The 23,028-nt window shown below is 37.2% G+C and carries 23 protein-coding genes; 6 read left to right on the forward strand and 17 right to left on the reverse strand.

Annotated features, from left to right (window positions below; all coding sequences use genetic code 11):
* Window positions 1-8 precede the first annotated feature (8 nt).
* Window positions 9-1,961 carry a putative bifunctional diguanylate cyclase/phosphodiesterase gene (locus ACZ41W_RS04710; RefSeq protein WP_464313732.1) on the forward strand — a complete coding sequence of 651 codons (1,953 nt, stop codon included), beginning with the start codon at window positions 9-11 and terminating at the stop codon, window positions 1,959-1,961.
* 58 nt (window positions 1,962-2,019) lie between these two features.
* Here the strand turns inward: ACZ41W_RS04710 and ACZ41W_RS04715 are convergent, their stop codons facing one another.
* From ACZ41W_RS04715 to ACZ41W_RS04775, 13 genes are all read right to left on the reverse strand, one after another.
* On the reverse strand, window positions 2,020-2,904 hold the full coding sequence (locus ACZ41W_RS04715; protein ID WP_464313733.1) for an SPL family radical SAM protein: 885 nt from the start codon (window positions 2,902-2,904) through the stop codon (window positions 2,020-2,022).
* 158 nt (window positions 2,905-3,062) lie between these two features.
* Complete coding sequence (locus ACZ41W_RS04720) at window positions 3,063-3,920, reverse strand: AraC family transcriptional regulator (protein WP_464313734.1); 858 nt, start codon at window positions 3,918-3,920, stop codon at window positions 3,063-3,065.
* 172 nt (window positions 3,921-4,092) lie between these two features.
* Window positions 4,093-4,863 (reverse strand): alpha/beta fold hydrolase, encoded by a 771-nt coding sequence (locus ACZ41W_RS04725; RefSeq protein ID WP_464313735.1) that lies wholly within the window; start codon window positions 4,861-4,863, stop codon window positions 4,093-4,095.
* Window positions 4,864-4,892: 29 nt separating this feature from the next.
* Complete coding sequence (locus tag ACZ41W_RS04730; RefSeq protein WP_464313736.1) at window positions 4,893-5,564, reverse strand: discoidin domain-containing protein; 672 nt, start codon at window positions 5,562-5,564, stop codon at window positions 4,893-4,895.
* 4 nt (window positions 5,565-5,568) lie between these two features.
* On the reverse strand, window positions 5,569-5,811 hold the full coding sequence (locus ACZ41W_RS04735) for a phage tail protein (protein WP_464313737.1): 243 nt from the start codon (window positions 5,809-5,811) through the stop codon (window positions 5,569-5,571).
* 227 nt (window positions 5,812-6,038) lie between these two features.
* Window positions 6,039-6,764 (reverse strand): hypothetical protein, encoded by a 726-nt coding sequence (locus ACZ41W_RS04740; protein WP_464313738.1) that lies wholly within the window; start codon window positions 6,762-6,764, stop codon window positions 6,039-6,041.
* Between the two features lie 15 nt (window positions 6,765-6,779).
* A complete protein-coding gene (locus ACZ41W_RS04745) occupies window positions 6,780-6,947 on the reverse strand; it encodes a hypothetical protein (protein WP_464313739.1) in 168 nt (55 codons plus the stop codon).
* Window positions 6,948-6,991: 44 nt separating this feature from the next.
* On the reverse strand, window positions 6,992-7,789 hold the full coding sequence (locus ACZ41W_RS04750; protein ID WP_464313740.1) for an acyl-CoA dehydratase activase: 798 nt from the start codon (window positions 7,787-7,789) through the stop codon (window positions 6,992-6,994).
* Window positions 7,790-7,822: 33 nt separating this feature from the next.
* Window positions 7,823-9,361 (reverse strand): 2-hydroxyacyl-CoA dehydratase family protein, encoded by a 1,539-nt coding sequence (locus ACZ41W_RS04755; protein ID WP_464313741.1) that lies wholly within the window; start codon window positions 9,359-9,361, stop codon window positions 7,823-7,825.
* A complete protein-coding gene (locus tag ACZ41W_RS04760) occupies window positions 9,345-10,550 on the reverse strand; it encodes a 2-hydroxyacyl-CoA dehydratase family protein (RefSeq protein ID WP_464313742.1) in 1,206 nt (401 codons plus the stop codon). Before ACZ41W_RS04760 ends, ACZ41W_RS04755 begins: the two co-directional genes overlap by 17 nt.
* A 9-nt stretch (window positions 10,551-10,559) precedes the next feature.
* Window positions 10,560-11,330 carry an ATP-binding protein gene (locus ACZ41W_RS04765; RefSeq protein ID WP_464313743.1) on the reverse strand — a complete coding sequence of 257 codons (771 nt, stop codon included), beginning with the start codon at window positions 11,328-11,330 and terminating at the stop codon, window positions 10,560-10,562.
* A gap of 16 nt (window positions 11,331-11,346) precedes the next feature.
* The gene (locus ACZ41W_RS04770; RefSeq protein ID WP_464313744.1) at window positions 11,347-11,688 is read right to left on the reverse strand and encodes a hydrogenase maturation nickel metallochaperone HypA; all 342 of its coding nucleotides are present in this window, start codon (window positions 11,686-11,688) and stop codon (window positions 11,347-11,349) included.
* Between the two features lie 10 nt (window positions 11,689-11,698).
* On the reverse strand, window positions 11,699-14,383 hold the full coding sequence (locus tag ACZ41W_RS04775) for an FAD-dependent oxidoreductase (RefSeq protein ID WP_464313745.1): 2,685 nt from the start codon (window positions 14,381-14,383) through the stop codon (window positions 11,699-11,701).
* A gap of 393 nt (window positions 14,384-14,776) precedes the next feature.
* Here ACZ41W_RS04775 and ACZ41W_RS04780 point away from each other — a divergent pair, with 393 nt between their 5' ends.
* Window positions 14,777-15,484 carry a FadR/GntR family transcriptional regulator gene (locus tag ACZ41W_RS04780; protein WP_464313746.1) on the forward strand — a complete coding sequence of 236 codons (708 nt, stop codon included), beginning with the start codon at window positions 14,777-14,779 and terminating at the stop codon, window positions 15,482-15,484.
* 51 nt (window positions 15,485-15,535) lie between these two features.
* On the opposite strand, the gene ACZ41W_RS04785 is transcribed toward ACZ41W_RS04780, so the two are convergent.
* A complete protein-coding gene (locus tag ACZ41W_RS04785) occupies window positions 15,536-16,321 on the reverse strand; it encodes an aminoglycoside phosphotransferase family protein (RefSeq protein ID WP_464313747.1) in 786 nt (261 codons plus the stop codon).
* A 100-nt stretch (window positions 16,322-16,421) separates the two neighbouring features.
* Between ACZ41W_RS04785 and ACZ41W_RS04790 the strand changes: the two genes are divergently transcribed.
* A complete protein-coding gene (locus tag ACZ41W_RS04790; protein ID WP_464313748.1) occupies window positions 16,422-17,951 on the forward strand; it encodes a CotH kinase family protein in 1,530 nt (509 codons plus the stop codon).
* A 123-nt stretch (window positions 17,952-18,074) separates the two neighbouring features.
* Here ACZ41W_RS04790 and ACZ41W_RS04795 read toward each other — a convergent pair whose 3' ends face one another.
* From ACZ41W_RS04795 to ACZ41W_RS04805, 3 genes are read right to left on the reverse strand one after another with little or no spacing between them, the layout of a single operon-like run.
* Entirely contained in the window at window positions 18,075-19,355 is a 1,281-nt protein-coding gene (locus tag ACZ41W_RS04795; RefSeq protein WP_464313749.1) for a hypothetical protein, read from the reverse strand.
* Window positions 19,355-19,675, reverse strand: a complete 321-nt coding sequence (locus ACZ41W_RS04800; RefSeq protein ID WP_464313750.1) for a GNAT family N-acetyltransferase — start codon at window positions 19,673-19,675, stop codon at window positions 19,355-19,357. Before ACZ41W_RS04800 ends, ACZ41W_RS04795 begins: the two co-directional genes overlap by 1 nt.
* A gap of 34 nt (window positions 19,676-19,709) precedes the next feature.
* Entirely contained in the window at window positions 19,710-20,738 is a 1,029-nt protein-coding gene (locus tag ACZ41W_RS04805; protein WP_464313751.1) for a right-handed parallel beta-helix repeat-containing protein, read from the reverse strand.
* A 207-nt stretch (window positions 20,739-20,945) separates the two neighbouring features.
* On the opposite strand from ACZ41W_RS04805, the gene ACZ41W_RS04810 reads away from it, so the two are divergent.
* The 3 genes from ACZ41W_RS04810 (at window position 20,946) to ACZ41W_RS04820 (ending at window position 22,965) form a co-directional block, all read left to right on the forward strand.
* On the forward strand, window positions 20,946-21,260 hold the full coding sequence (locus ACZ41W_RS04810; protein WP_464313752.1) for a PadR family transcriptional regulator: 315 nt from the start codon (window positions 20,946-20,948) through the stop codon (window positions 21,258-21,260).
* 77 nt (window positions 21,261-21,337) lie between these two features.
* Window positions 21,338-22,309 (forward strand): permease prefix domain 1-containing protein, encoded by a 972-nt coding sequence (locus ACZ41W_RS04815; RefSeq protein WP_464314270.1) that lies wholly within the window; start codon window positions 21,338-21,340, stop codon window positions 22,307-22,309.
* Window positions 22,306-22,965 carry a hypothetical protein gene (locus ACZ41W_RS04820; protein WP_464313753.1) on the forward strand — a complete coding sequence of 220 codons (660 nt, stop codon included), beginning with the start codon at window positions 22,306-22,308 and terminating at the stop codon, window positions 22,963-22,965. The genes ACZ41W_RS04815 and ACZ41W_RS04820 overlap by 4 nt, the downstream gene beginning before the upstream one ends.
* The last annotated feature ends 63 nt before the right edge of the window (window positions 22,966-23,028 follow it).

Here is a 23,028-nt window from a genome sequence, read left to right on the forward strand (position 1 = left end):
AGGCGTAAATGAACAGTCACATCATTGATTTTCAATATTTTCTAGCAGGGTTGATTTTGCTATCTAATACGCAATACTTACATTTCTCACTCATAGAAATACGTGAAAATTCCATGAATCACCAGAATTTTGTACACAAGTGTTTACTCTACTCACTATATATCATGTTCATTGCCATTTTTTACGTGATTAAGCACTTCGTATTTGATACCATTCAAATTTTTAACGCCTCTATGACCACCACTCTGTTAATTGTCTGTTTGTTTTTCTTTATGATGACAACACTTGTTCTTTATCTATTTAATAAAAAACTCAAAAAAGCCGTTCATATATTTGACTATAGTGTTATAACGAGTTTCATTATATTGTTTGCTTATATTATGGATTTAATTACAAATAAGCAATTCTATTATGCCGTATTTATTTGTTATACACTCGTCAACATCTCCTTTTTCTTCAATATTTTTATTTTGAAGAAAAAAAGGGCCAACCTTGGACTCTATTTCTTATTCGCAAGTTTTTTCGCACTTACTTACATCAATATCATTTACGACTTTTTGCCTTTCAATATGCTCATCACAGTTGATATGGCTATCAATGCATTGATTATTTATGCTTTCTTCTTATTTTACTCACAATACTACGTTGAAGCGCTAGAAACCTCTTACGATCGCGTTGTTGAGCACGTAAGCGAACTCAAAGTACTCAATGAAAAAATAAGCGTCATGGCCTATCAAGACCCTTTAACAAAAGTGCCAAATGAATCTGCTTTTATGCATCATTTAGAAACAACTGAAACCAACTTAAGTTTACTGATGATCAATGTAAGGAACTTTTCATCGTTCAATCAAATCCTCGGTTTTAATCAGGGAAATGCATTGCTACAAAAAATTGCAGAACAGCTAGACGGCTTTTGTAAATTCCCAAATCGCCTATTCAAGCTATATAGTGATAAATTTATCATTTCCATGTACACTGAAAATCTTGATTGTGTCCTAGCAACAGCTAGAAAAATTCAAAGCATCTATCATAATGAGTCCATCATGAATTTTCGATTGGAGATTGGCATTGGAGTGACACAATTTGACTACCACTCAAGGCACTCCGATTCTCTTAGCGATGTGCTAAGTGCGTTAGAAATTGCTTGTATGCGTTCGCTAGAGCATGATGACAACATCTTCATTTTACCTCTTAAGACCTATTTGAGTGAAAAAGCCACTTTTAATCTTGAATACCATTTAAGAGAAGCGATTGAGCAAAAAAATATAGAAGTTTTTTATCAACCACAAGTTTCCTCAAAAACAAAAGAGATTATTTCGTTCGAAGCACTCGCAAGATGGCAGCACGGAGGTCAATTCATATCACCTGAAATTTTTATTCCTTTAGCAGAAACAACTGGATTGATCAGTAATTTAACACGCCTGATATTAGAAACTATTTTCACAACGCTCATGCAAGACAATTGGAATAAAGGAAAAAAAGTCAGTATCAACTTATCTTCCATTCAACTCGTTGAATCTGGGTTTATTCAATTTTTATTAAATGCAATTGAACAATACGCCATTAAACCTTCTGATATTATCTTTGAGATTACTGAAACTGCTTTACTTTACGATCTCGAAAAAGTCGAGGAAAGCATTTATATTCTTAAACAGCTTGGTTTTGAAATCTCTTTAGACGACTTTGGAACTGGATATTCAAGTCTTCACAGATTTTCAAAATTAAACTTTGACGAAGTTAAATTTGATAAATTTTTTATTCAACAAATGGAAAAAGATGAGAAACTCAAAATTGTTTTTGACAAAACAGTGGAACTTTTTAACACACTTAATTTAAGAATTGTTGTAGAAGGCGTTGAAACATTAGATCAAGTCCAATTGCTCGATTGTTATGCCATCGACATTTACCAAGGGTATTATTTTGGCAGACCTATTCCCCTTTCTACACTCAAGTTATTATAAATAACAAAGCTCACAATGGACTTGAACAGTTCGTTGTGAGCTTTTTACTTAAATTAGGTTAGAACATGGACAGTTGAAAGGGCTCGAGTTTTGTTTTATATGCTTCGATGATCTCATTCATCTTGTAGAGAATACCCTCGGATTGACACGCCACTTTGAAAACCTTTGCCAACTGTTTTGCATCTGGAGAATGGCAACTATACTGATCTCCAAAAGTTTGTCTGTATTTTTGGCTCATTCCCGGAAACAAACGATCTAATTGCTGATAATAATAATCTCGTTGATTTTGTCTAAGTGTTACACCAAAGGAAGGATAGATAAATTTTGCACCGTGTTCTTTAGAAGCTCTGACAATGCTGAGGATATTATTTTCGGTATCATTGATATACGGTAGAATTGGCATCATAAGAACACCGACATATATCCCCGCGTCTGCAAGTCGTTTAATGGTCTTCAGTCGATCTGATGTGACTGAGACATTTGGCTCAATTTTACGACATAGTTCATCGTCAAATGTCGTGATCGTCATAGTCACAATAACAGGTGAATGTTTAGCAATTTCACACAAAAGATCTATGTCTCTTTCAATCAAATTGCTTTTTGTCGCTATAGCTACGCCAAATTGATACCGGTTGATTAATTTTAAAGCTCCTCGAGTTAACTCATATGTCTTTTCAAATGCGCTATAAGGGTCATTCATCGATCCGGTTCCAATGACGCCTGTCTTTCTTTTGGATTTGAGCTCCTTTTCAAGCGTCTCCATAGCGTGTTCTTTCGCTCTCACTTCATCAAATCGATCGATATGATAGCACTCGCTTCGACTATCACAATATATGCATCCATGAGGGCAACCCTTATATATGTTCATATTATAATTAATTCCAAACCAATCTGTCTTATCTGTGTAACTCGACAAAATGGTTTTAGCTGAGATCCATTCCATTTTTCACCTACATAGCATTTCATCTTATATTCAAATCATCTAACCGAATCAATTATTACTACTTGTCTATTATACAACTGAATGAATCAATAAAAAACCACTAAAGTCACCTCATTTAAGGAGATTTAGTGGTTTTAGTCTAGTTTCTTCCGATTTGATTATTTCTTTTTCACTGGTATCCAGATTTCACTGTAATACGCCTCATCTTGAGTACCTTTTGGAAACTGTGATGCGTCTGAATACATTTCAATATTAAGTCCATCCGCGATTTCATATTCTTTACAGTTTGGGAGCCATTCTGTAAAAATTTTGTGATTCACATCCTGAAGTGCATGCGGCATCGCGCCCACGCATGGGAAAATCGCCCAAGTACGCGCTGGAATCTCCTTAATGACAAATCGATCCGGTAACTGTTTATGTTCATCGTAAAGATCAGCAATCATATATTCAAAACAATCCGATTTCATATCTTGATCCATACTCATCCCAAACATGCCACAAATATACTGTCCGTTTCCTTCGCTAAAATGTTGATTCCAAAACTTAGGAATCTCTGCAAATGCAGATTCATACTGAAATGTTTTTACGTCACCAACCATTTTAAATGACTCTTTTTCAACAACTTTGTAATCCATAAGAAAACCACCTTCCAAACTAAATTTGAGTTTAAGTGGTGCAAAAGATTTGATCATTGCACCTTCTTTCCGCACCGCAGATGGCGTTACTCCGTGAAATCTCAAGAATGCCTTGGTAAAGCTGTCCGGAGATTCGTATCCGTATTTCATCGCAATATCGATGATTCGATCTTCGGATGAAATCAGTTCAATTCCAGCTAGTGACAATCGCCTCATTTTTACATAATCATTAACCGTCATGCCACAGAGCATCGCAAATCCCTTTTGAAAATAAAAAGGTGAAAGGTATGCATTCTTCGCAATTTCATTGACTGTTAGTTCATCTGTAAGATGTGCTTCAATATATTCAATTGCTTGACATATTTCATCAATCCATTTCATCGTCTTACCTCCATCTACAAGAACATCATATCAATTTTTTATAAGCTAAGTCCGACAATTCTTGCACACATTTGTCAAATAAACCTTAAGGGCTGCGCCACGCTCTACCTTATTGCGCTTAAAATCAGTTCATTAACGAGTCGTTCATTAACAAGTCGTTCATTTAAGAGTCCTACTGATGGTTCTTTTCAATCCATTCAGTGATCAATTTTATGACTTGATTATGCTGTTCTTCTCTTGAAATCGTTGCTTTTTGATCTCCCTTTTGAAATCCATACGAACCCATCTGAGAATGGTTTCCACCTTCAATATAAGCCACTTGAGTGGATGCCGGAAGAGAACTTAGTGAATCATTAATGGTTGCTTCATTTACAAACCCATCATTGGTACCACAGATAGAAAGTACAGAGAGATTCGAATTTGCTAGACTGTATTTTTCTTGTGGATATGAAGCTAAAAGAAATAATCCATCGATTACATCAGGATGTTTATACGCATAGGTTGCTCCCATTACACCACCAAGAGAATGACCACCTATTATCCAACGATCCACATCCGGATACGCTTCGATTATTTTATCTGCTGCATTTGGAGAAAAAATCGCAAGATTAAAAGGCATCGGAACAATAATAGTGTGATACCCTGCTTCGGCCAATCCAGACATTAACGGTAGATACGATTTGGGATCGACTTTGCCTCCTGGGTAAAAAATAATTCCCACTTCAGATTTTGGGTCTACTGGTGTATATTCAAGCCACGGTTTGTCAGTATACTGAACAATTTCATTTGACTGCTCAAATGCCTTAACACTTGTCATTGCTGAATAACCATTAGAGAGATAAAGACCTATGGCAAGAGCCAAAATAACAATGAGACCAACAGGTATATAGCGCCACTTCCATTTGAGTTTAAATTTGACCTTCTTGTTTTGACTCTTTTCCATAATGACCTCCAACTTACTTACTGCATGCATCAAAAATTTCCATCTGGCCAATCAATCTTTTCGACAGTGAGTATATATTGCACTTTTTCTCCGTTTTCATTGACGATACTCACTTTGTTGATCATCCCATCTTCAAGTTGAACCGTTATGGCATCTTGGTAAAATGCGTCATCGATATGAATTCGTTGACCATTTAGAAGTGGAACTTGATATATAATAACATTTTTCATTTTATTTGACCTTTCACTTTCTGCTTGATGTACTTTTTCAGAATTATTGTATAGCTCAAACTGAACAATAGATGCTGCATTTGTTACAGCATGCCCTTTCTCAATATATACTCTAAAATAACGATACTTAACATCGACAATTCTTCGATTATTGATTCCTTCTGTGTTTTTGCTTATGCGATCAAGTACATTCCAGTTAATTCCATCGTTACTACCTTCAAGTTGAAATTGTTCTAAACAAAATTGACTCGTTGGCCAGTTGGCATCTCCAAGCCCCCCCATATGGACCAATTTCCACTGATTAATATCTGTTATTGTCCCTAAATCCACCATTAACCAGCAAGGAAGTTTATTACATACCCATCGATGATTAGCTGCAGCCAAAGCATCCACTGCAAATAACGGATTATACGGCGCTATAAAACTACTACACGACACTGTTTTGTTTAATGCCAGATTTATCAAATCCATATGATCACCAATCCAGTTCTGGATAGAGTCCATTGACACATATGTAATACGCCATGCCAGGCAAAGGCTCTGATCCTCTTAAATCTGGAACTTTAAATGAAACTTGATCACCACCAAAATGGTTTCCAATAAGCGAATAGAGCGCTTGATACTTCATAACGCTTAGAGTTCTTCCATCACACACCACCCAATCTCGAATGGGTTTATTAAATGCAAATAACTGAACTTGTCCTAATAGATACTCCATAACTACCTCCTATCATAAATTATTCATATTATATCAAATTACTATCTCATAATAAACTCACATTTGTATTAAAAAAGACCTCCATCAGATCAGAAATGATCTTGCAGGTCTTTTCTAGTTAGAGGTTATTTAGTAATAGCCCATTCGAGAGAGTATCCACTCTAATGTGAATCGAAAATCCATTTATCAAATACCTATATATCAAATTCTATATATCAAATATCCTTTTATCGATTATCATTAAAATGCATATCTCTCATGCCTTCAACTTCATTGCATATTGCCTGTAGTTGACAACTTGAGCAATCCATTTGAAAATTTTTGAGAACATGATTCAGAGCCCGTGTGACCTCATCCGTTTTCTTTGCAAGATTCAGTAAAACTGGATACTCAAAAGACTCAAGTGTCACAAAATAAACTTGAACTGCCTTAATTTCTGGGAGCTGGTCATAAGCGTTCATCATCCTGTAAGCGATGTGCTTAAAACTTAACCCCTCTTCAATTGCACGTTTACTGACTCTTACAGGCTCATGGTACTGACTGGTTGAAATTCGACTCATAAATCCACTGGGATTGACTTTGTATTTCGTATTTTGAAGTCGATGCATCAAATCATACAGTGCTTCTCCTGAAAAGCTTTCATCTTCATCAATTTGAAGCAGCGTGATTCTTGCATAGTCCTGATTTTGATGAATCTCTGACAAATCATTCCCATACAAATAAGCACCGCTCTTCATGATGAGTTCTGAATTTGACGTAATCCCCAAAAAACTAATTGCAGCCTGTTGATCGCCTCCAAGTTCAAACGCCATATCATTTTTAAGCACGATATTTTGCCTCCCCACATCAGGCCAATCCAAGTTATCAAATGCTTCATCTGACAACAATGTTTTCTTTGGTTGACTCGAAAGTAGCGACATCACTTGACGAATACATTCATCGTAAATTTTCATCAAATTTCCTCTCTATCATGGTAATGGTCTACGTTTATGGTGATCATACCACTTATTTAAAAGTGGCTGCATTTTGGATGCAAGTTTCATGTCTATATTAAAAAAATAAACGAGTAAACTGAGTAAAAATAAAATCACAAGTACGATCAACACCGTACTCATAATACTTAAAAATAATTCCATGTAAATCCCCCTTAAGAACACTTAGTTTGCTTACAATTGTTTGCTTACACTTCCTTTGCTAACCCTTTTTGGCGCGCATATTCAGCTGCACCAAGCGCTCCCATCAATTGAGGATCAATAGCCAAATCGACAACTTTAAGCCTCAAGACTTGTTCAATGGCTTTTTTCAGGCCATCATTTTTAGCACAACCGCCTGTTAGCGTGATGCGATCGATTGCCCCTGCCTTCTTAGCCATAACAAAACATCTTTTTGCAACCGCCATCTGAATGCCAGCTGCAATCTCATCCATTGGCTTGTCTTCACCCACTAAAGTAATGACTTCCGATTCTGCAAAAACAGTGCATTGAGCCGTTATGGGAATGACATTTTTGGCCGTTAATGACAACCTTGAAAATTCTTGAAGTGTCATCTCAAAACTTCTTGCCATCGCTTCATAAAAACGGCCCGTCCCAGCAGCACACTTGTCATTCATAGCAAAATTTTTAACGGTGCCGTCCGAATCTATTGAAATGCCTTTGATATCTTGCCCTCCAATATCAATAATCGATTTAACCGAACGATCCGTCACAAATACACCCATGGCATGACAAGAAATCTCTGATATATTTTCATCGGCAAACTGCACTTTATTTCTACCATATCCCGTTCCAATGAGATAACTCAATTCTTCAGAACTGTTTAACCCCACTGTGTTTAAAACAGCGCCCATTGCCAATCTCGCCGACTGTTCTGAATTGATTTTACTTCGAATGGTCGTATCAGCCACCATTTTCCCAGATTCATCTAATATAACTGCCTTTGTATAGGTCGATCCTACATCACATCCACCAAAGTATTTCATATGCTTCTCCTTCTACAACGATTTGTTCACAACTTACCAAGCATTACTGTCATCAAACTCTTCTAAAGACGGATCAAGTGGTTCTTCGTTTAAAATCGTGCGCATATAGCGATTCACTTCTGAACGCATGCTCTGTCTAGATGCCTTTCGTGGATCCATCAGTCCATGTGTCACCCAAATGAGATGAATCCCTCTTTTTTGTGCTTCAATCTCAAATAGTCCGTGATATCCCGTCATAGATTTACATCCTATATGTTCATACATAATGACCACATTTGCATCGAATTCACGACAGAAATGCCATAAATCTTCAACACCTACTTGATAACCGCCCTCAGAGCGATTTCTCATATTTTCTTTTGCATACAAATCCGCTAAATCATAATAGGCTTGTTCTTGATCTGTTGTGCTATACTGCTCAGTTGAAGTCAAACTCAGCATATCAATGAGAGGGACTATCCCCCAACAGTTTTGAAGCCAAAGTGGAAATGCAGAATAATACTGTGCCTGAACGCCCCATAAAATCGCACGATGTCTCACTTTTGACACAACTTGTGTTTGGTCGTGATAAGCTTTCATCATAATGTCGCAAATTTCCTTTTCATTCTTTAAAAAGGCCTCATCCCTTCCGCCAGCTACTTGATAATAAGCATCTCGGTAAAGTGCAACATTGTTCCCAATGACTTGAGGATAATTTGTTTTGCTAATGTCGAGCCAATCGCAAAAATATTCAGTTTCTTTATTAAACGTTTTCATGGTTTTAAAGTAATAATCCCAATCAAATATTTCTCCTGTCTGCTCTTCAATAAACTTAATGGCATTTTTGATCTCGTTTGCTGCATAATCGCGAGTTTCAGGATCGGTATAGCGAATTGGAACTGCAATTTGGAAAGTAGGCAGATTATAACGTCGCTCTTCAATACCATTTCCCATAAGCGAACCATCACATGTCGTATTACATTGTAAGGCGCAAATCCCGCAAATCGGATAATCGTCTTCAAGCGCTACGCTAAGCTCAGCTGCAGGCATCGGACAAACATCCCCTGGTATGCCAAATTCTTGAGCTTTATCGATATAATGCACAACACCTTCTTGTTGCATCGTGGAAGCGGTATAAATCGGTGGAATTTGCATACATACCGCATGTAGATTTGGAAAACCATTCATAACTTGACTCATCATATTTTCATCAATAATAACGATCTTTTTGCTCTTTTTAGGATCTCCACCAATGCGTTGATCGGCTTCAAAAATGAGTTTCATCGTCTGACACATATGCGCTACGATAAAGTCAAACTCTTTATGTGCCACTCTCAATTGTGGACCACGAAGACCCTCGGTATGTCTATCGAGAAAATCTGGAACTGCTAGATAATTTTGCATGTAGCGATATCTAAAAAAGCCTTTTAGACACTGAATATTTAAAAGTAAAAAGATCATCTGTTTCCAGTTTCCAAGCCAGCAGGTGTAATCGTACCATGTATCTTTAAGACCTCGCCATTTACGGCGTCTACGCGTCTTTCCACCTTTGTAAAATTTCCCCAATTGTTCACTGTTAATTTCCTTCCCCATTGCGGATACCCCCTTGAAGCTTTTTAAGTTCAATTCGTTCTACAAAAGCCTGTACACGTGTTTTTAACTGTCCAGAATTTCCAACGACATACGGTCTATCCACGCTGAGAACTGGCCATTGATACATTTGCGTTAGAATATGAGTTGCACCTGCGCGCTCATACCCCCAAAAATTACAAAAGTTCATTTGCTGAAAAATAATACCTTCTGCGCGATACTCTGTTGCAAGCTGATGCAAGTATTCTTTACGTCCATTGATTTTAGACGTATTCATATATCTAGGACACTGACATTCTTGTACCGTTTGACGACAGATTTGCATCAACACATCTTCGTGTTCATTGAGAATAATCGGTTGTCTTCCAGGCAATGAACCAAAACAAAAACGATCCGCAGCGACGTATGCCCCTGATTCTTCGATGAGCTTAACAAAACTCGGATCATCAATTTCTGAACCTGCTAAAACAACGCGCGTTCTATAAGGTGATTTTTCATCAGGCTCTCTTGTTTTTAACGCTTCAGCAATATCCCTTAAGTAAGGTAAAATCAAATCTTTTGGACAACAATAACTCGCCAACGTGATGACAGCAAACTCATATCCCGAAATGACAGGACGTTCTAGTTTTCGATAGTCTCCAATCTCAGTGATTAGGGCACACACTTCATTGTGTAACGCTACTGCTTTTAATAGCGCTTCTTCCGATGTATCTATTCCAAAAACTTCCGTCAGTTTATCCAGCACGCGCGTTCTCGCCATTCTCGTCATATGATAGATGGCATTGTCATCGTCTTTCATAGGCGTGTCAACATGTTGAATGAAAAACTTATCGTCATGATTTATGCCGATTTCTTCCATATTTTCCATACAATCCGCAAGCTGAGAACACGATGCCGGTTCAAATATGCAGTTGATAAATTGATAATTCCCCTCTAAAGCACGCTCCAGCATTGCTCGGCAATACTCACAGGTCAAACTTGTCATATAATAGGTGCCCATTTCCATAGACGTTGTATTGGGTGCACGCATTCTCACGCTAAATGTACCTGGTAAATTTAAGAGCACTTCGGGAATTTGATAACACACACTCCCAATGACGAGATTTCCAGCGTCTTTTCCCTTTCTCACCAAATCATTCTGAGAATCTTCTAATAAATTTTCTAAATATATCAGATGTTTTAGATCCTTCATCCATTGTACCTAACCTTTCAAAATATTCATTTTGACCAATGCTTCTCGCGCACCTTTTATGATAAGCGCCTCTTCAGATAGCGATAATACAGTTTCGCCTTTCATGTCGCAAGTCGCCAGCGCTTCATCCGATGCAATATATGAAAATACTGGAATTTGATGAATCGATATCCATTCGCGAACCGATTCGCTAGGCATGCGATTGATAATCACACCAGCTGTTTCGTATGTCATCAAGTCTTTTGCAACACTGTGGATTGTATCAATTACTTGAAGGCCTTTTTTACTTGCATCTGAAACCAAAACAAGATGGGTAACTTTTTCCATCACCCTTCGATTCACTTGTTCAATCCCCGCTTCGCCATCAATAACAATATAATCATAATTATCTGCTATAATTTTGATGATTTCCTTTAAATAGCTATTAACTTTACAATAACAGCCTGACGATTCTGGTCGTCCAATGGCCAAGAATGAAAACTCAGGTAACTCAACCAACGCTTCAAAAATTTTATATTTGGCATTCCCTAACATCGAAAGTGCATCTTCAGTCGCACCACTCTCTGCAGTTTGGATAAACTCTTTCCGGATGTCATCAACAGTTGATTTGACTTCTACTCCCAATGCAGTGGATAGTCCAACGGCTGGATCTGCATCAATCGCTAGTATCCGTTGATTTGGAAATGCCTGAATAAGTAATTTTACCATTGCAGCAGAGAGAGAGGTTTTTCCTACCCCTCCCTTTCCTGTCATTGCAATAATTTTCGTGTGATTTTGCATAAATCCCCCTAAATGATCAGTACGCCTCTATTTCTTTAATCGTCAAATCGCGACCAGTTAATGGCGTCAAATTGATGCCAGCACATTTTGGGCAATTGAGTTCTTCAATATTAATTCTGAACTCGATTTGACAGTCATTGCATCTCGCAATACCGGGTACAATCTCGATTTGAAGTTCCGTTTCTTGATAGGGCGTATCCGCAACCACAGCTTCGTAACAATCTGTGATAAATTTTGGCACTACACCTGACAATTCCCCTATTTCTAGTACAATTTTTCTTACAGTCGTCAGATTTTCCTTTTGAATAATCTTGTCGACTTTTTTGATCATCGCATCCATTAATCCTAGTTCATGCATGTCTCACCTATTAACTTGTAAATGGTTTTGCAATTATTTTGCCCGCTTTTTTAACAACGTGCGCTGCAACTTTAATTGGCATCGTCTCAAATGTATCTGCGTGAATATCTTTGATTTTCTCAAGGCGAATGGCATCAAACTCACATCGCGTCGTACAAAGACCACAGCCTACACACAAATATTCATCCACTTTAGTCGCACCACAAGATAGACATCTTGCCGTTTCCGCTTTCACTTGAAGTTCTGTAAACGTCACTCGCGTATCGCCAAAACTTCTTTCTTTTGCCTCGTTATAGCCTGGTTGTTGTCTTTTTGCATGGTCGTAGCCTTGATCTACTAAAACATTTGATTTATCCAGTGCAACATAGTGTTTTCTATCACGTCCTAATGTTAATGTTTGTCCCGGTTGAACCCATCTGTGTAGCGAAATTGCAGCTTCTTTTCCAGCTGCGATGGCATCGATTGCAAATTTTGGTCCCGTATAGACATCGCCACCTACAAAAATATCTTTTTCAGCTGTTTGATACGTTAGAGCATCTGCTTTAACTGTACCATTTGCATTTAGTTCAACTTGTGTTCCCTTTAACATTTCACCCCATTGGATGCTTTGTCCTACCGATAGCAATAGATGATCGCATTCAACGGTTAAAGTTTCATTTTCATCGAATTTCGGCGCAAATCGTTTGGATGCATCTAATACGGATAGACATTTTTTAAAGACAATGCCTTTTAACTTTCCATTTTCAATGATGAGTTCTTTTGGACCCCAAGATGGATTGATTTGTATCCCTTCATGCTCCGCTTCTCTAATCTCATCAAGATCCGCTGGCATATTGTCTCTAGACTCTAAACAGAAAAGTTGCGTTTGAGTTGCACCTACGCGACTTGCAGTCCGTGCCACATCCATGGCAACATTTCCGCCACCGATGACAACAGTCTTTCCAGATAACGTCTTACCATTTCCTAATGTTACGTCTCTAATAAATGAAATGCCGGACTCAATCCCCTCTGCAGATTCACCTTCAAGACCAAGACCTCTACCACCTTGTGCGCCTATAGCAATATAGAATCCTTTGTATCCTTGTCGTCTAAGTTCATCAATTGTGACGTCTTTTCCGACTTCAATACCGCATTTAAACTCCACGCCCATTTCTCTTAATATATCAATTTCTGCCTCAACGACGTCTTTTTCAAGTCTAAATGCAGGGATGCCGTTCATTAACATACCTCCCGGGCGACTTTCTTTTTCAAACACCGTCGGACGGTAGCCTTTTTCAGCTAAGAAAAAAGCACAGGTCATTCCAGCTGGACCCGCTCCGATAATCGCAATTTTTTGATCATACGGTTTTCCAATTTGATTGATCATCGGCGGGATATATCGAGTGGATTCATGTAAATCGTGATCGGCAATAAAGCGTTTTACTTCGTCAATCGCAACCGCTTCATCAATCAGTCCACGTGTACATTCTGTTTCACAACGGTGATTACAGATTCTTCCGCAAACTGCAGGAAATGGATTTTCCTTTTTAATGAGCGCCAATGCACCTTTATAGTCGCCTTCTGCTGCCATTCTCAAATAACCTTGAACGGCTATATGAGCTGGACAAGCGGTTTTACATGGCGCAGTCCCCGTTGCTACAACATCTTCTTGATTCTCTCTATAATTGACATTCCAATCCGATTCATGCCAAATTGAGTTGCTCATTTTTTTATATTTTTCAGGTAGTGGCAATGGTTTAACCGTGTGCAATTTCTGACCCATTTTTAATGCATTGCCAGGGCATGTTTCTACACATTGACCACAAGCCACGCATTTTGTCTCATCAACTTTTGCCACAAAGTTGGAACGAATTACGTCACGTGCACCGTAGAGCATCCCCACTCTGAGTCCAAAGCAAGAGCACGCACAACAATTGCAAATCGCCGCACTTTCACCAGCTTCTTCAACATTGGGCATATTGTGCATTAAACCATTTGCTTCAGCACGTTTGATGATTTCCCACGCTTCATCACGAGTAATTTGTCGAGCACGTCCAGTTCGAATATAATATTCAGCGCCTTTCCCCATCTGAACACACATATCTTCTTCTAAATGTCCACAACCTTCTTCAATAACGCGTCTTGAAGAACGACACGAACAAGGCGAAACCGAAAATGTCTCATACTTATTAAGGTAATAACTTAATTTTTCGTATTCGTGTACTCCAGCAACATCTTTAATCGAACTTTCAACAGGAACGACACGCATGAGTCCATAACCATCTGGCATAATCGGTGCCATCGTCGCCATTCGGATGCGCGTATATTCTTCAAATGCCCTCCCCACTTCAGGATGTGCATTAAGAATTTGTTTGTTGTTTACCATCATCTCCATGATACCCGGAGCAAAAATCTGCATAAAAAACCGATCTTTTCCATCGTCCGGATCTGTATTTACTCTAAAGATGCCTTTCCAACCGAGCGTATCCGCGATTTCTTTGACTTCTGGAATAGGTCTTCCCACTTTCTTCGCTAAATACTCTACTGTTCTTTCTTTTCTCAGTCCTGCAGCGATTGCAACATCCGCTTCTTCATCTGATAAAATAGCTGCTAAACTGTAATACTCCGGTGCATTTTCGTCAATTTTGTTGACTAAACCCGATACCCCTCCGACAACTTTTGCCAGTTTAACAATCTTGGGTCTTAAGTTTGACATTTTGTATCCCCCTTTGTAATTAAATCTTGTTTATCAATCATATCATTAAAACCGAATGATTTTATTGGATTTAAAATATTCTGGTTGTATATTTCAAACCAAAATACATTTTTTTTAGAATTCAGTTGGACTTTTTTTTACATCAATTTTAAAGATACTATCATGAGTTTGGCAATGCACAGATTTATAAAATATTAAAATTTTCAAAGTGCATTTTCCCTTGTTTTTTAATGATTTTACCGATTGACACTATTTTAACAATGCGATATAATAATCTTAACATTTTACATTTATTTAAACAATATCATTTTTCGAAATATTCCGATTTGTCGGAATAATTTTTTCGACTTATTATTCTGGCGTGGTTAACCACGTACCAAAAGGAGTTTGAGTATGGAATTTAAAAAATTACAAGCCCCTTCTTTGAAGGATCTCTTCATCCAAGAAATCGAATCAAAGATTCTTTCAGGCGAACTGGAAATTGGTGAACAATTATTAACGGAACGTGAACTCGCAGAAGTGATGGGCATCAATCGAAATATTGTACATAGTGGTATTGCTGCAATGGTTGCTAAAGGCTTTTTAGAAATACGACCAAGAATCGGCACTTTTGTCGCGGATTATAATCAAAAGGGATCTGTAGAAATTTTAGTTTCTATGATGAATTACAATGGTGGGATGCCCAGAAAAGCTGAAGTTCGATCGTCTATTGAACTTAAAATCTTGTTTGATAGCTTTGCAATTGAACATATGATGCCTCATTTAACTCCAGAGAAACTAAGTAAAATGAAAGAGTACATTGATGCATTATCTAAAGCCTCAAAAATAACAGATGCCAGCGAAATTGCATATGAATTTTTTCGCTATATGAGCATTTGTAGTCAAAATACGATATTGCCTTTGATTTACAATTCATTTAGAACGTCAAATCGAACCCTTTTTGAGCGTCACATCCGGTTGTATGGCATCCAGCTTACACTTCAGTTTGTGCAGACTTTATATGAACTCATTTGTCAAAAGGATGTAGATGGCGCTAAACAACATCTGACTTCCTATTACAATCGATCGATTTCAGGTGATTTAGAAATTTATCACGAATAAAAAAACGGCTATTTCAGTCATAAAAGATTGAAATAGCCGTTCTAATTATATTCACAATTGCTCTAAAGTCTGTTTTAGTAGAATTTTTACTTTTTCACTATCCGTTTCTGTCAATCGATGAGCCGTCATTACTGCAATTGCATGATACAATTGATTTTCATCAGTTAATTTTTGACGTTTCAATTTCTTTTTTATCTCCGTTAAATACTTGGCTGAGAGACGAAATGCATGCTCATATAAAATCACATAGGTTCTTGCATAATCATATAGTGGATGTCCCGATTTTGCATTGACCCAATCGATGACGGTATATCCTGTTTCATTGACAAGTAAGTTGTCAGGATGCAAATCTAAGTGACAGATTGCATTCCCCTCTGGTAAGATATTTAAAATTTCCAAAAGTTTTGAGATGACTTCACTGTCAATCGCAAGTGAACGGATGGTTTGTTCAAGATAAGGTTTAAGTAAAGGTAAATCTCTCGATTCCTTTTCGTGTATGAAATCAAATAATTCAATTAGATCAGCAACGCCATCCTTATAGCGCTCACGTCTCATTTTATCAGTCAGCGTTTTTCCTCGAATCCAATCCATTTTTATCATATGAGTCCACTCTGCCATTTCATAATTAACCACTGCGAATGGCGCATTTTTATAGGTATTTACAATCACTCGTTGAATGTCCATCTCATAATCTAACCACGTCTTAGGATAAGACGCATGAAAACATTTGTATGCAAATCCATTCCACTGGTAGACCTTCGCCATCTTCCCTTCTCCAATCAATTGGCGATTTTCTAAAAATAATTCAATCTCTTGATTTTTATTTACGTCTAACATGACAAAACTCCTTTTTTTATATTGTGATCACTTTTTCTTTAAGGTTTATTTAAGTTTATCACTTTATGATGAGTTTAGTACAGTACAGAAAGGTGATATTATGAAACGATTTATTCAAATAACTGGTATGCTTATTTTATCCTTAGTTATTATTACTGGGTGTACCGCTCAAACATCCCCCGTTAAAGAGTCCACAGAAAATGAGGCAACGAGTGAATACATCACAGAAGTTTTTGGAACAGACATGATAGACATTGAGATACTCGCTGACGAAGTGACTTGGCAAGAAATGCTCAATCAAGCAGAATCTGAAAGTTATATCAAAGTGGATGTGGTGATCAATGGGACGACCTTTAAAGATGTTGGTTTGCGAACTAAAGGCAATTCTAGCTTAAAACAGGTTTCAGAGACCGAAAGTGACCGATATAGTTTTCGCTTAAAATTCGACGAGTATGTCGAAGGTCAAACTTGTTTTGGATTAGATACGTTTGTTTTAAACAACATTTTTGGAGATCATACCTATATGAAGGAATATATTTCCTACGATATTTTAAATTTTGCAGGTGTCGATACGCCATTATTTGATTATGCCAATATTTCTGTTAATGGTGAGACATGGGGCTTGTACCTTGCAATTGAAGCCTATAATGATAGTTATTTAGAGCGAGTGTATAATGATACCTCCGGAGAACTCTATAATGTCAAAATGGAAATGGGTGGAGAACCAAATTTAGACAGGCCCGATCGAAATACACCCCAGCAGAATAACAGCTCCAAAATGATGAATCAAAAAGACTCTGGAGGCTCTTTAAAATACACAGATGATCAATCCACAAGTTACGCTTCAATATTTGAAAATGGCGTTGGAAAGACAACTGAAGAAGATTATCAAAAGGTCATTCAAGCATTGAAAGCATTATCAAATGGCGAAAATATCTCCCAATATTTTGATACAGAAGCCATTATTAAATATTTGGCTGCACATACCTTTGTCGTCAATCTCGATAGCTATTCTTCCAATATGGCTCAAAATTACTACTTATATGAAAGTAAAGGTGTGCTTTCTGTTCTGCCATGGGACTACAATTTATCATGGGGTGGATTCGAAAGCTCCGATAGTACTTCTGTCATCAATTTCCCAATTGATACACCCGTAAGTCAGGTTGAAATGACAGATCGACCTCTCATTAGTCAATTGTTGAGCGATAGTCAGCTATTAGAGGATTATCATGAGGTTCTTTCAACAATTGTCGCGGAGTATTTCGAAAATGGATATTTTGAACAAAAAGTAGCTGAAATAGATTCATTAATCTCAAATTATGTCAAGAATGACCCTACAGCATTTTGCACTTATGAACAATACAAGACTGCAGTTTCAACATTTATTCAACTTGGGAATCTTCGTGCTAAAAGTGTTGCAGGTCAACTCGACGGGACAATTCCAAGTACAACAGAAGAACAATCAAAATCAAAAGACACCCTTATTTCAGGTGAAAACATCAATCTAACCGATTTAGGAAATATGGGAAAAGGCCAAAATGGCTTTCAACAAAATGGTGAACGACCTGAGATGCCAAGTGGTGAACGACCAGAGATGCCAAATGGCGAAACTCCCCCAGCTAAACCATAATAAATCGCTCCATCTAAAATTACTTTCCACGATAATCATAGATCCCCCCAATCATCTATGATCTCCCAATAAAAAACTGCCTTGAGTGCATAGTTAAAGTGCATCAAGGCAGTTTTTGAATCGTCATTCAAATTCTCGTCCATCTCCACCCATCATCAAATCCGCTAAATAGGCGGCATGTTTTAAGTGTGTCTGCATGAGATTTTGGTCTTCATGATATTTGAGCTTAAGTTCTTGATAGGCTTTATTTTCGTGATAATGCTGAAATACATCTTCTAAAAAGAGTTCATCCAATATGTGAATTGCACTTGCGACGATTTCAACTGGTACGCTCTTCATGAGAATCAAATCCTTACCTTCATACTGTAAGAATAATTCCCCAACTGCTGCTGCTTCGAGATAATTCATCGATGCTTCATATGATTTTCTCAAATCACCACAATTCGTAAAATTAGGTGCAGCCTGATTCTGTTTTTCCGTCGAAACACTTACCGCCACTTTTGTCGAATCCTTGTCATTAGAAGGAGATTCAACTTCCCGTCCAAACAATCGAATGTTTGATTTACGCGTAATCGTCTGCATGGAGGTGAAATAATCGAAATCTAAAATATCATAACGACATGCAAAATGATACGACATACGAGTATTGCTAATTCCTTGAAATAGACATTTCGTTCCGCATTTTACAAGGTCATCCAAAGCCGCATCATCTGTTCGATACTCTTGAAGTGTTTCTTCTACGACCTGATCAAGCTTTTGCATATTAAAACCGGGGGTTAAAGCTCTCGACAAGATGGTTTCCAGTGGTTTTGGCGGATTACCACTCCATTTAATCCATTCATAAACCTCTTTGAGTCCCTCTCTTCTTGCACAATCGTTTAAAAACAAAAAACTTTGAATCATTTCAATTTCAACGGTCCTAAATAGATTTAATGTTCCCCTTAACTTTTCTACAGCAGTATAGGGTGAACTTTTTTTCCAGTTAAACTTTTGGTTAAATAGAATGAGTTCTGTATCACTCTGTAGTGCTTTTACCCTTGAATACTTGGCATAGTCCAGCAAATGATATCCCTTTGCCATTTTTTTCATGGCAAGTTGCGGTTCAGTGCCCAGTTGAAGTGTTATTAAACCAGCAATCATCGTATCTGCAATTTTTCGTTCCACTTCAGTTAAATTTGAATGTGCAACCAACGACTTTAGCAAATGTTCTATTTCATCAGAATCTATTCCAGAACAAATCATCTCAGAGCCAATGCGAAATAAAATAGGTGTTGAATCCAGTGTGCAAACAACGTTTTCTAAAGCGAGAAGTCCCTTTTCTCTAACTAGCCAATGCAGTGCATAATACGTTTTAAACGTCGTATCTAAATCCTGACAGATTGCCATTTTATACTGTGTACTCATTACTTTACACCAATTTTACAAGCCATTCCATCTTGGTCTAATCCGCTTGATACAACATCCGAATAGAGTTCCGCATTTTTTACAAACCACATATTGGCATAAGAACAGGTGGCAATTGCTTTTAAGTGATTCTCTCTAAAATACTCAGACACAACCACCATCATATTGCCTGCAACTCCCTGTCCTCTGAGTTTTGGGTTAACATACGTGTGGTCGACATTCACTAAACACTCACTCACATGTGCATAGGTTGCTTCTGCTAGTAATTCATTATTTTCCCCAACGCTATAAATGCGTCCTTTTTCATATAACCAGTTCATCTTTTTTCCTCACTTTCGAATCAAACTTATTTTTCTATTTATAATCCGTTTCAATCTCCTCTACTTCAACTTCTAACTGGAGATCTGGATCTATAGTATTATCCTTTAATGTTGCAGTGCCTGAATTTCGACTCGTTATCGCGCGATTGACAATGTTTTTTTCAATCGTTGTGCCGCCAGTTTTGAAACGGTACTCAATGGCATTTTTATAATTAGAATCAATCACCACAGTATTTCCAATCACTTTTGTGTTGGTTGCTTGACACAGGTAGATACCCACGTCTCGCGTTACGCGTATTTGATTATTTTCAATTAAACCTGCATCGTGAGGACTTTGATCCATCCCTAGCATAATGCCTCTATCACAACCTAGTACAAGATTGTCAATAATCTGGGTTCCCACCGAATAATTCCAAAAATGGATTGCGCCTTCTGTCAGTTTCCCCTTTGGATAGGTGATATTCTTAAAGGTATTGTTTTTAACAATCCAATTTTTTCCCTTGTGAACATCAATTCCACCTGTATAGTATTGATAAGCTTCACCCGATGAAAATTCGAAAAGACAATTCTCAACAATACAATCATCACTGAAATAATTATTTTTAGATCCAGATCCTTTTAACATTTGCTCTTTGGTGTCAAAGAATCGGACATTGATAATCTTAGCTCGATCTGCATCGCACTCTGAATGAATCTGTATCGCGTGATTTTTAACCTCTCCAACAGAAATATCTTGTATGGTGACATCATCATTTGTGATCCAAAAGATGTGACTCGCTTTAAATTTTCCGGTTAAAACAACCTGATCTCTATGACCGGATTTGCTCTTATACGTAATATTTTTACCCGTTAACCAAAGTCCTGTTGTCAACTCGTACGTTCCATCTTCAATAAGTACAGTGACATTTCCAGCTTTCGTCGATTGAACGGTCTTCATTAATTCTTCAACATTTTTTACCGTAATAATGGTCTGCTTTGAGTCAGACCTTGCAAAGGCATTAGCTTGACTGAAAACCATGAACAACATCAAAATGATGATGATTTTTTTCGATTTTTTGATCATCTTCCCCTCCATAATGCATGAATTACTTAAATTATACCATTATTCTCCAGAAATATGCTTGTCTTTTTATATATAAAATTCTTTGTCAATGACAAAAAAAGGCTTGCCAATTCATCAGAAAATGAGTATGATAATACCTAGGAATCCAATACATAGATTTTCGATGCATAGGAATCCAACTTATTCCAGACAGATTGGAGAGACCAAATGAATAAAGAACTCATTAAAGGAACAACTGAAATGCTTATTTTACGCATGCTCGATCGTCAACCTACTTATGGTTATGAAATGATTAAAAATTTTGAGATCATGTCGAATGGTGCGTTTTCATTAAAAGAAGGAACGCTTTACCCCATTTTACATGCTTTAGAAAAAAAAGAACACATTGAATCCTACTGGGATTTGAATGAAGGTCGAAAACGTAAGTATTATCGCATTACAGACAAAGGAAAAAAGAGCCTCGTCGAAAAACAAGATGAATGGCAAGCTTTTTCATTTGCTATGAAATCCATCTTAGAGTAATTGCTCATATTAATTTCTCATAGTGAATCATCAAGGTAACTTATCAAACAAATGAATGGAGAATATCAGTGAATACCATGGAACTAACGTCACCGAATCAACTGATGGCACACGAAGGTGTCCATCGATTTATACAAAAGGTTCAAGATCAATTATTAACAGAAACCGACGGAATGGCGATTCAAGATGAGATGCTTGATCACATTCAAAGTCTCGTAGAAGAATATCTCGCTGCAGGGCACAGCTATGACATGTCTATCAACAAAGCCCTCGTCCAAATGGGAGATCCCGCTGAGATTGGCTATAGCTTTACAGATTACGATGCAATGAAGCGCCGTAAATTTCTAAGAATCGGCTTTAAAATAGCATCACTCATATTATTTATCGGGACAATCCTCATATTAATTGGTCTATCAGGAGGTTGGAGTAGCTTAACTGTGAGTCAATCAAGTGATTCTTCAGGAGAATACACACCTGATTTTCTCGGCTTATTTTATACGGTTTATTTCCCTTTGATGATTTTTACGAACATAAAATCTCAGAGCATGGTTGGTATGGCAGGGATTTCCATGAATCATCTTAAAATTTCAAAAGAACCACTAATGATTTTATGGCCATATAAAAAGACTTTTCCATGGGAATATCTCTTATTAACGATATTCTTTGCGCCTATTGTCATTGTGTTTATCTTGTTATTTGCATATGAAGGAAATAATCCTGTATACGCAATTGGATTTATAGGATCTATCATAACGTCGATAGGCTTAATCATTCATAGTGAAAAATATAGAATTCCAAAGTACATGATTATTGAAGAGGGCATCGTCATTAAAAACAATCTCATCACTTGGAGCTCAATTGACAAAGTTTCTTGGACTCGAGATTATCGCTCTCCAAATAACAATCACCATGTGTTGGTACTTGAACATGTTTATAGAAATGATGTCTCTAATCATAATAGACATTATTATACGTACAAAAAAACGATTGGTGTTAATCATCATCAATATAAGCAAGTCAACGCAATCATTAAGGAGCATTTATCATGACCTATCAAGAAAAAACGCTTTTTACACAAAGCACACATAAAAAAATCGCATTCTGGATACTACTCAACCTTGCAGTGCTTGTACTCGCGTACTTTTATCATTTTTCATTTAATGTTAAGTCTATTGCCATTGCAGGAGGCGTTTTATTAGGCATCTGGCTGGTTATTTTATTTACAAAGAAAATATCAAAAAAGCAAACTCTAAAAAAGAAAGCACTCTTAATCAAACATCAAAATGATGAGATTTTATATGAGGCAACGCAATATTTTGGAGGTATTACAGCTATTAATCCATTGATTGCTCTACTGAGCATCGTTTATGAAGCAATTTGGATTTTTATCTGCTACCAAATCTATCAAACGTGGTTTGATTCCACACTTTTAATTTGGAGCTTATGCGGAATCAGTTTCATCTTGTTCATTCCATTATTCATCATTGCTTTAAGAAGCCCATATAATAAGCACTACTTCACGCCAACACATATCCTCTTGCATCATAGAGTTGCACTTGCTTATGAGGACGTGCGCAAATACCAATTTATTGAACTCATCAAAAGCGGATATCTTTTAGATCTCAATTCTGGTGACATATATATTCGATTGTTTATCAAAAATACAGATTTTGCATCGGTACAAGCACTTTTAAATACAAAGTAGATAGTATGACTCTATATTAAAAGCCTCCAAAATCACACCTAACAGTGATCTTGGAGGCTTCAT

This window comes from Fusibacter fontis (assembly GCF_055378735.1).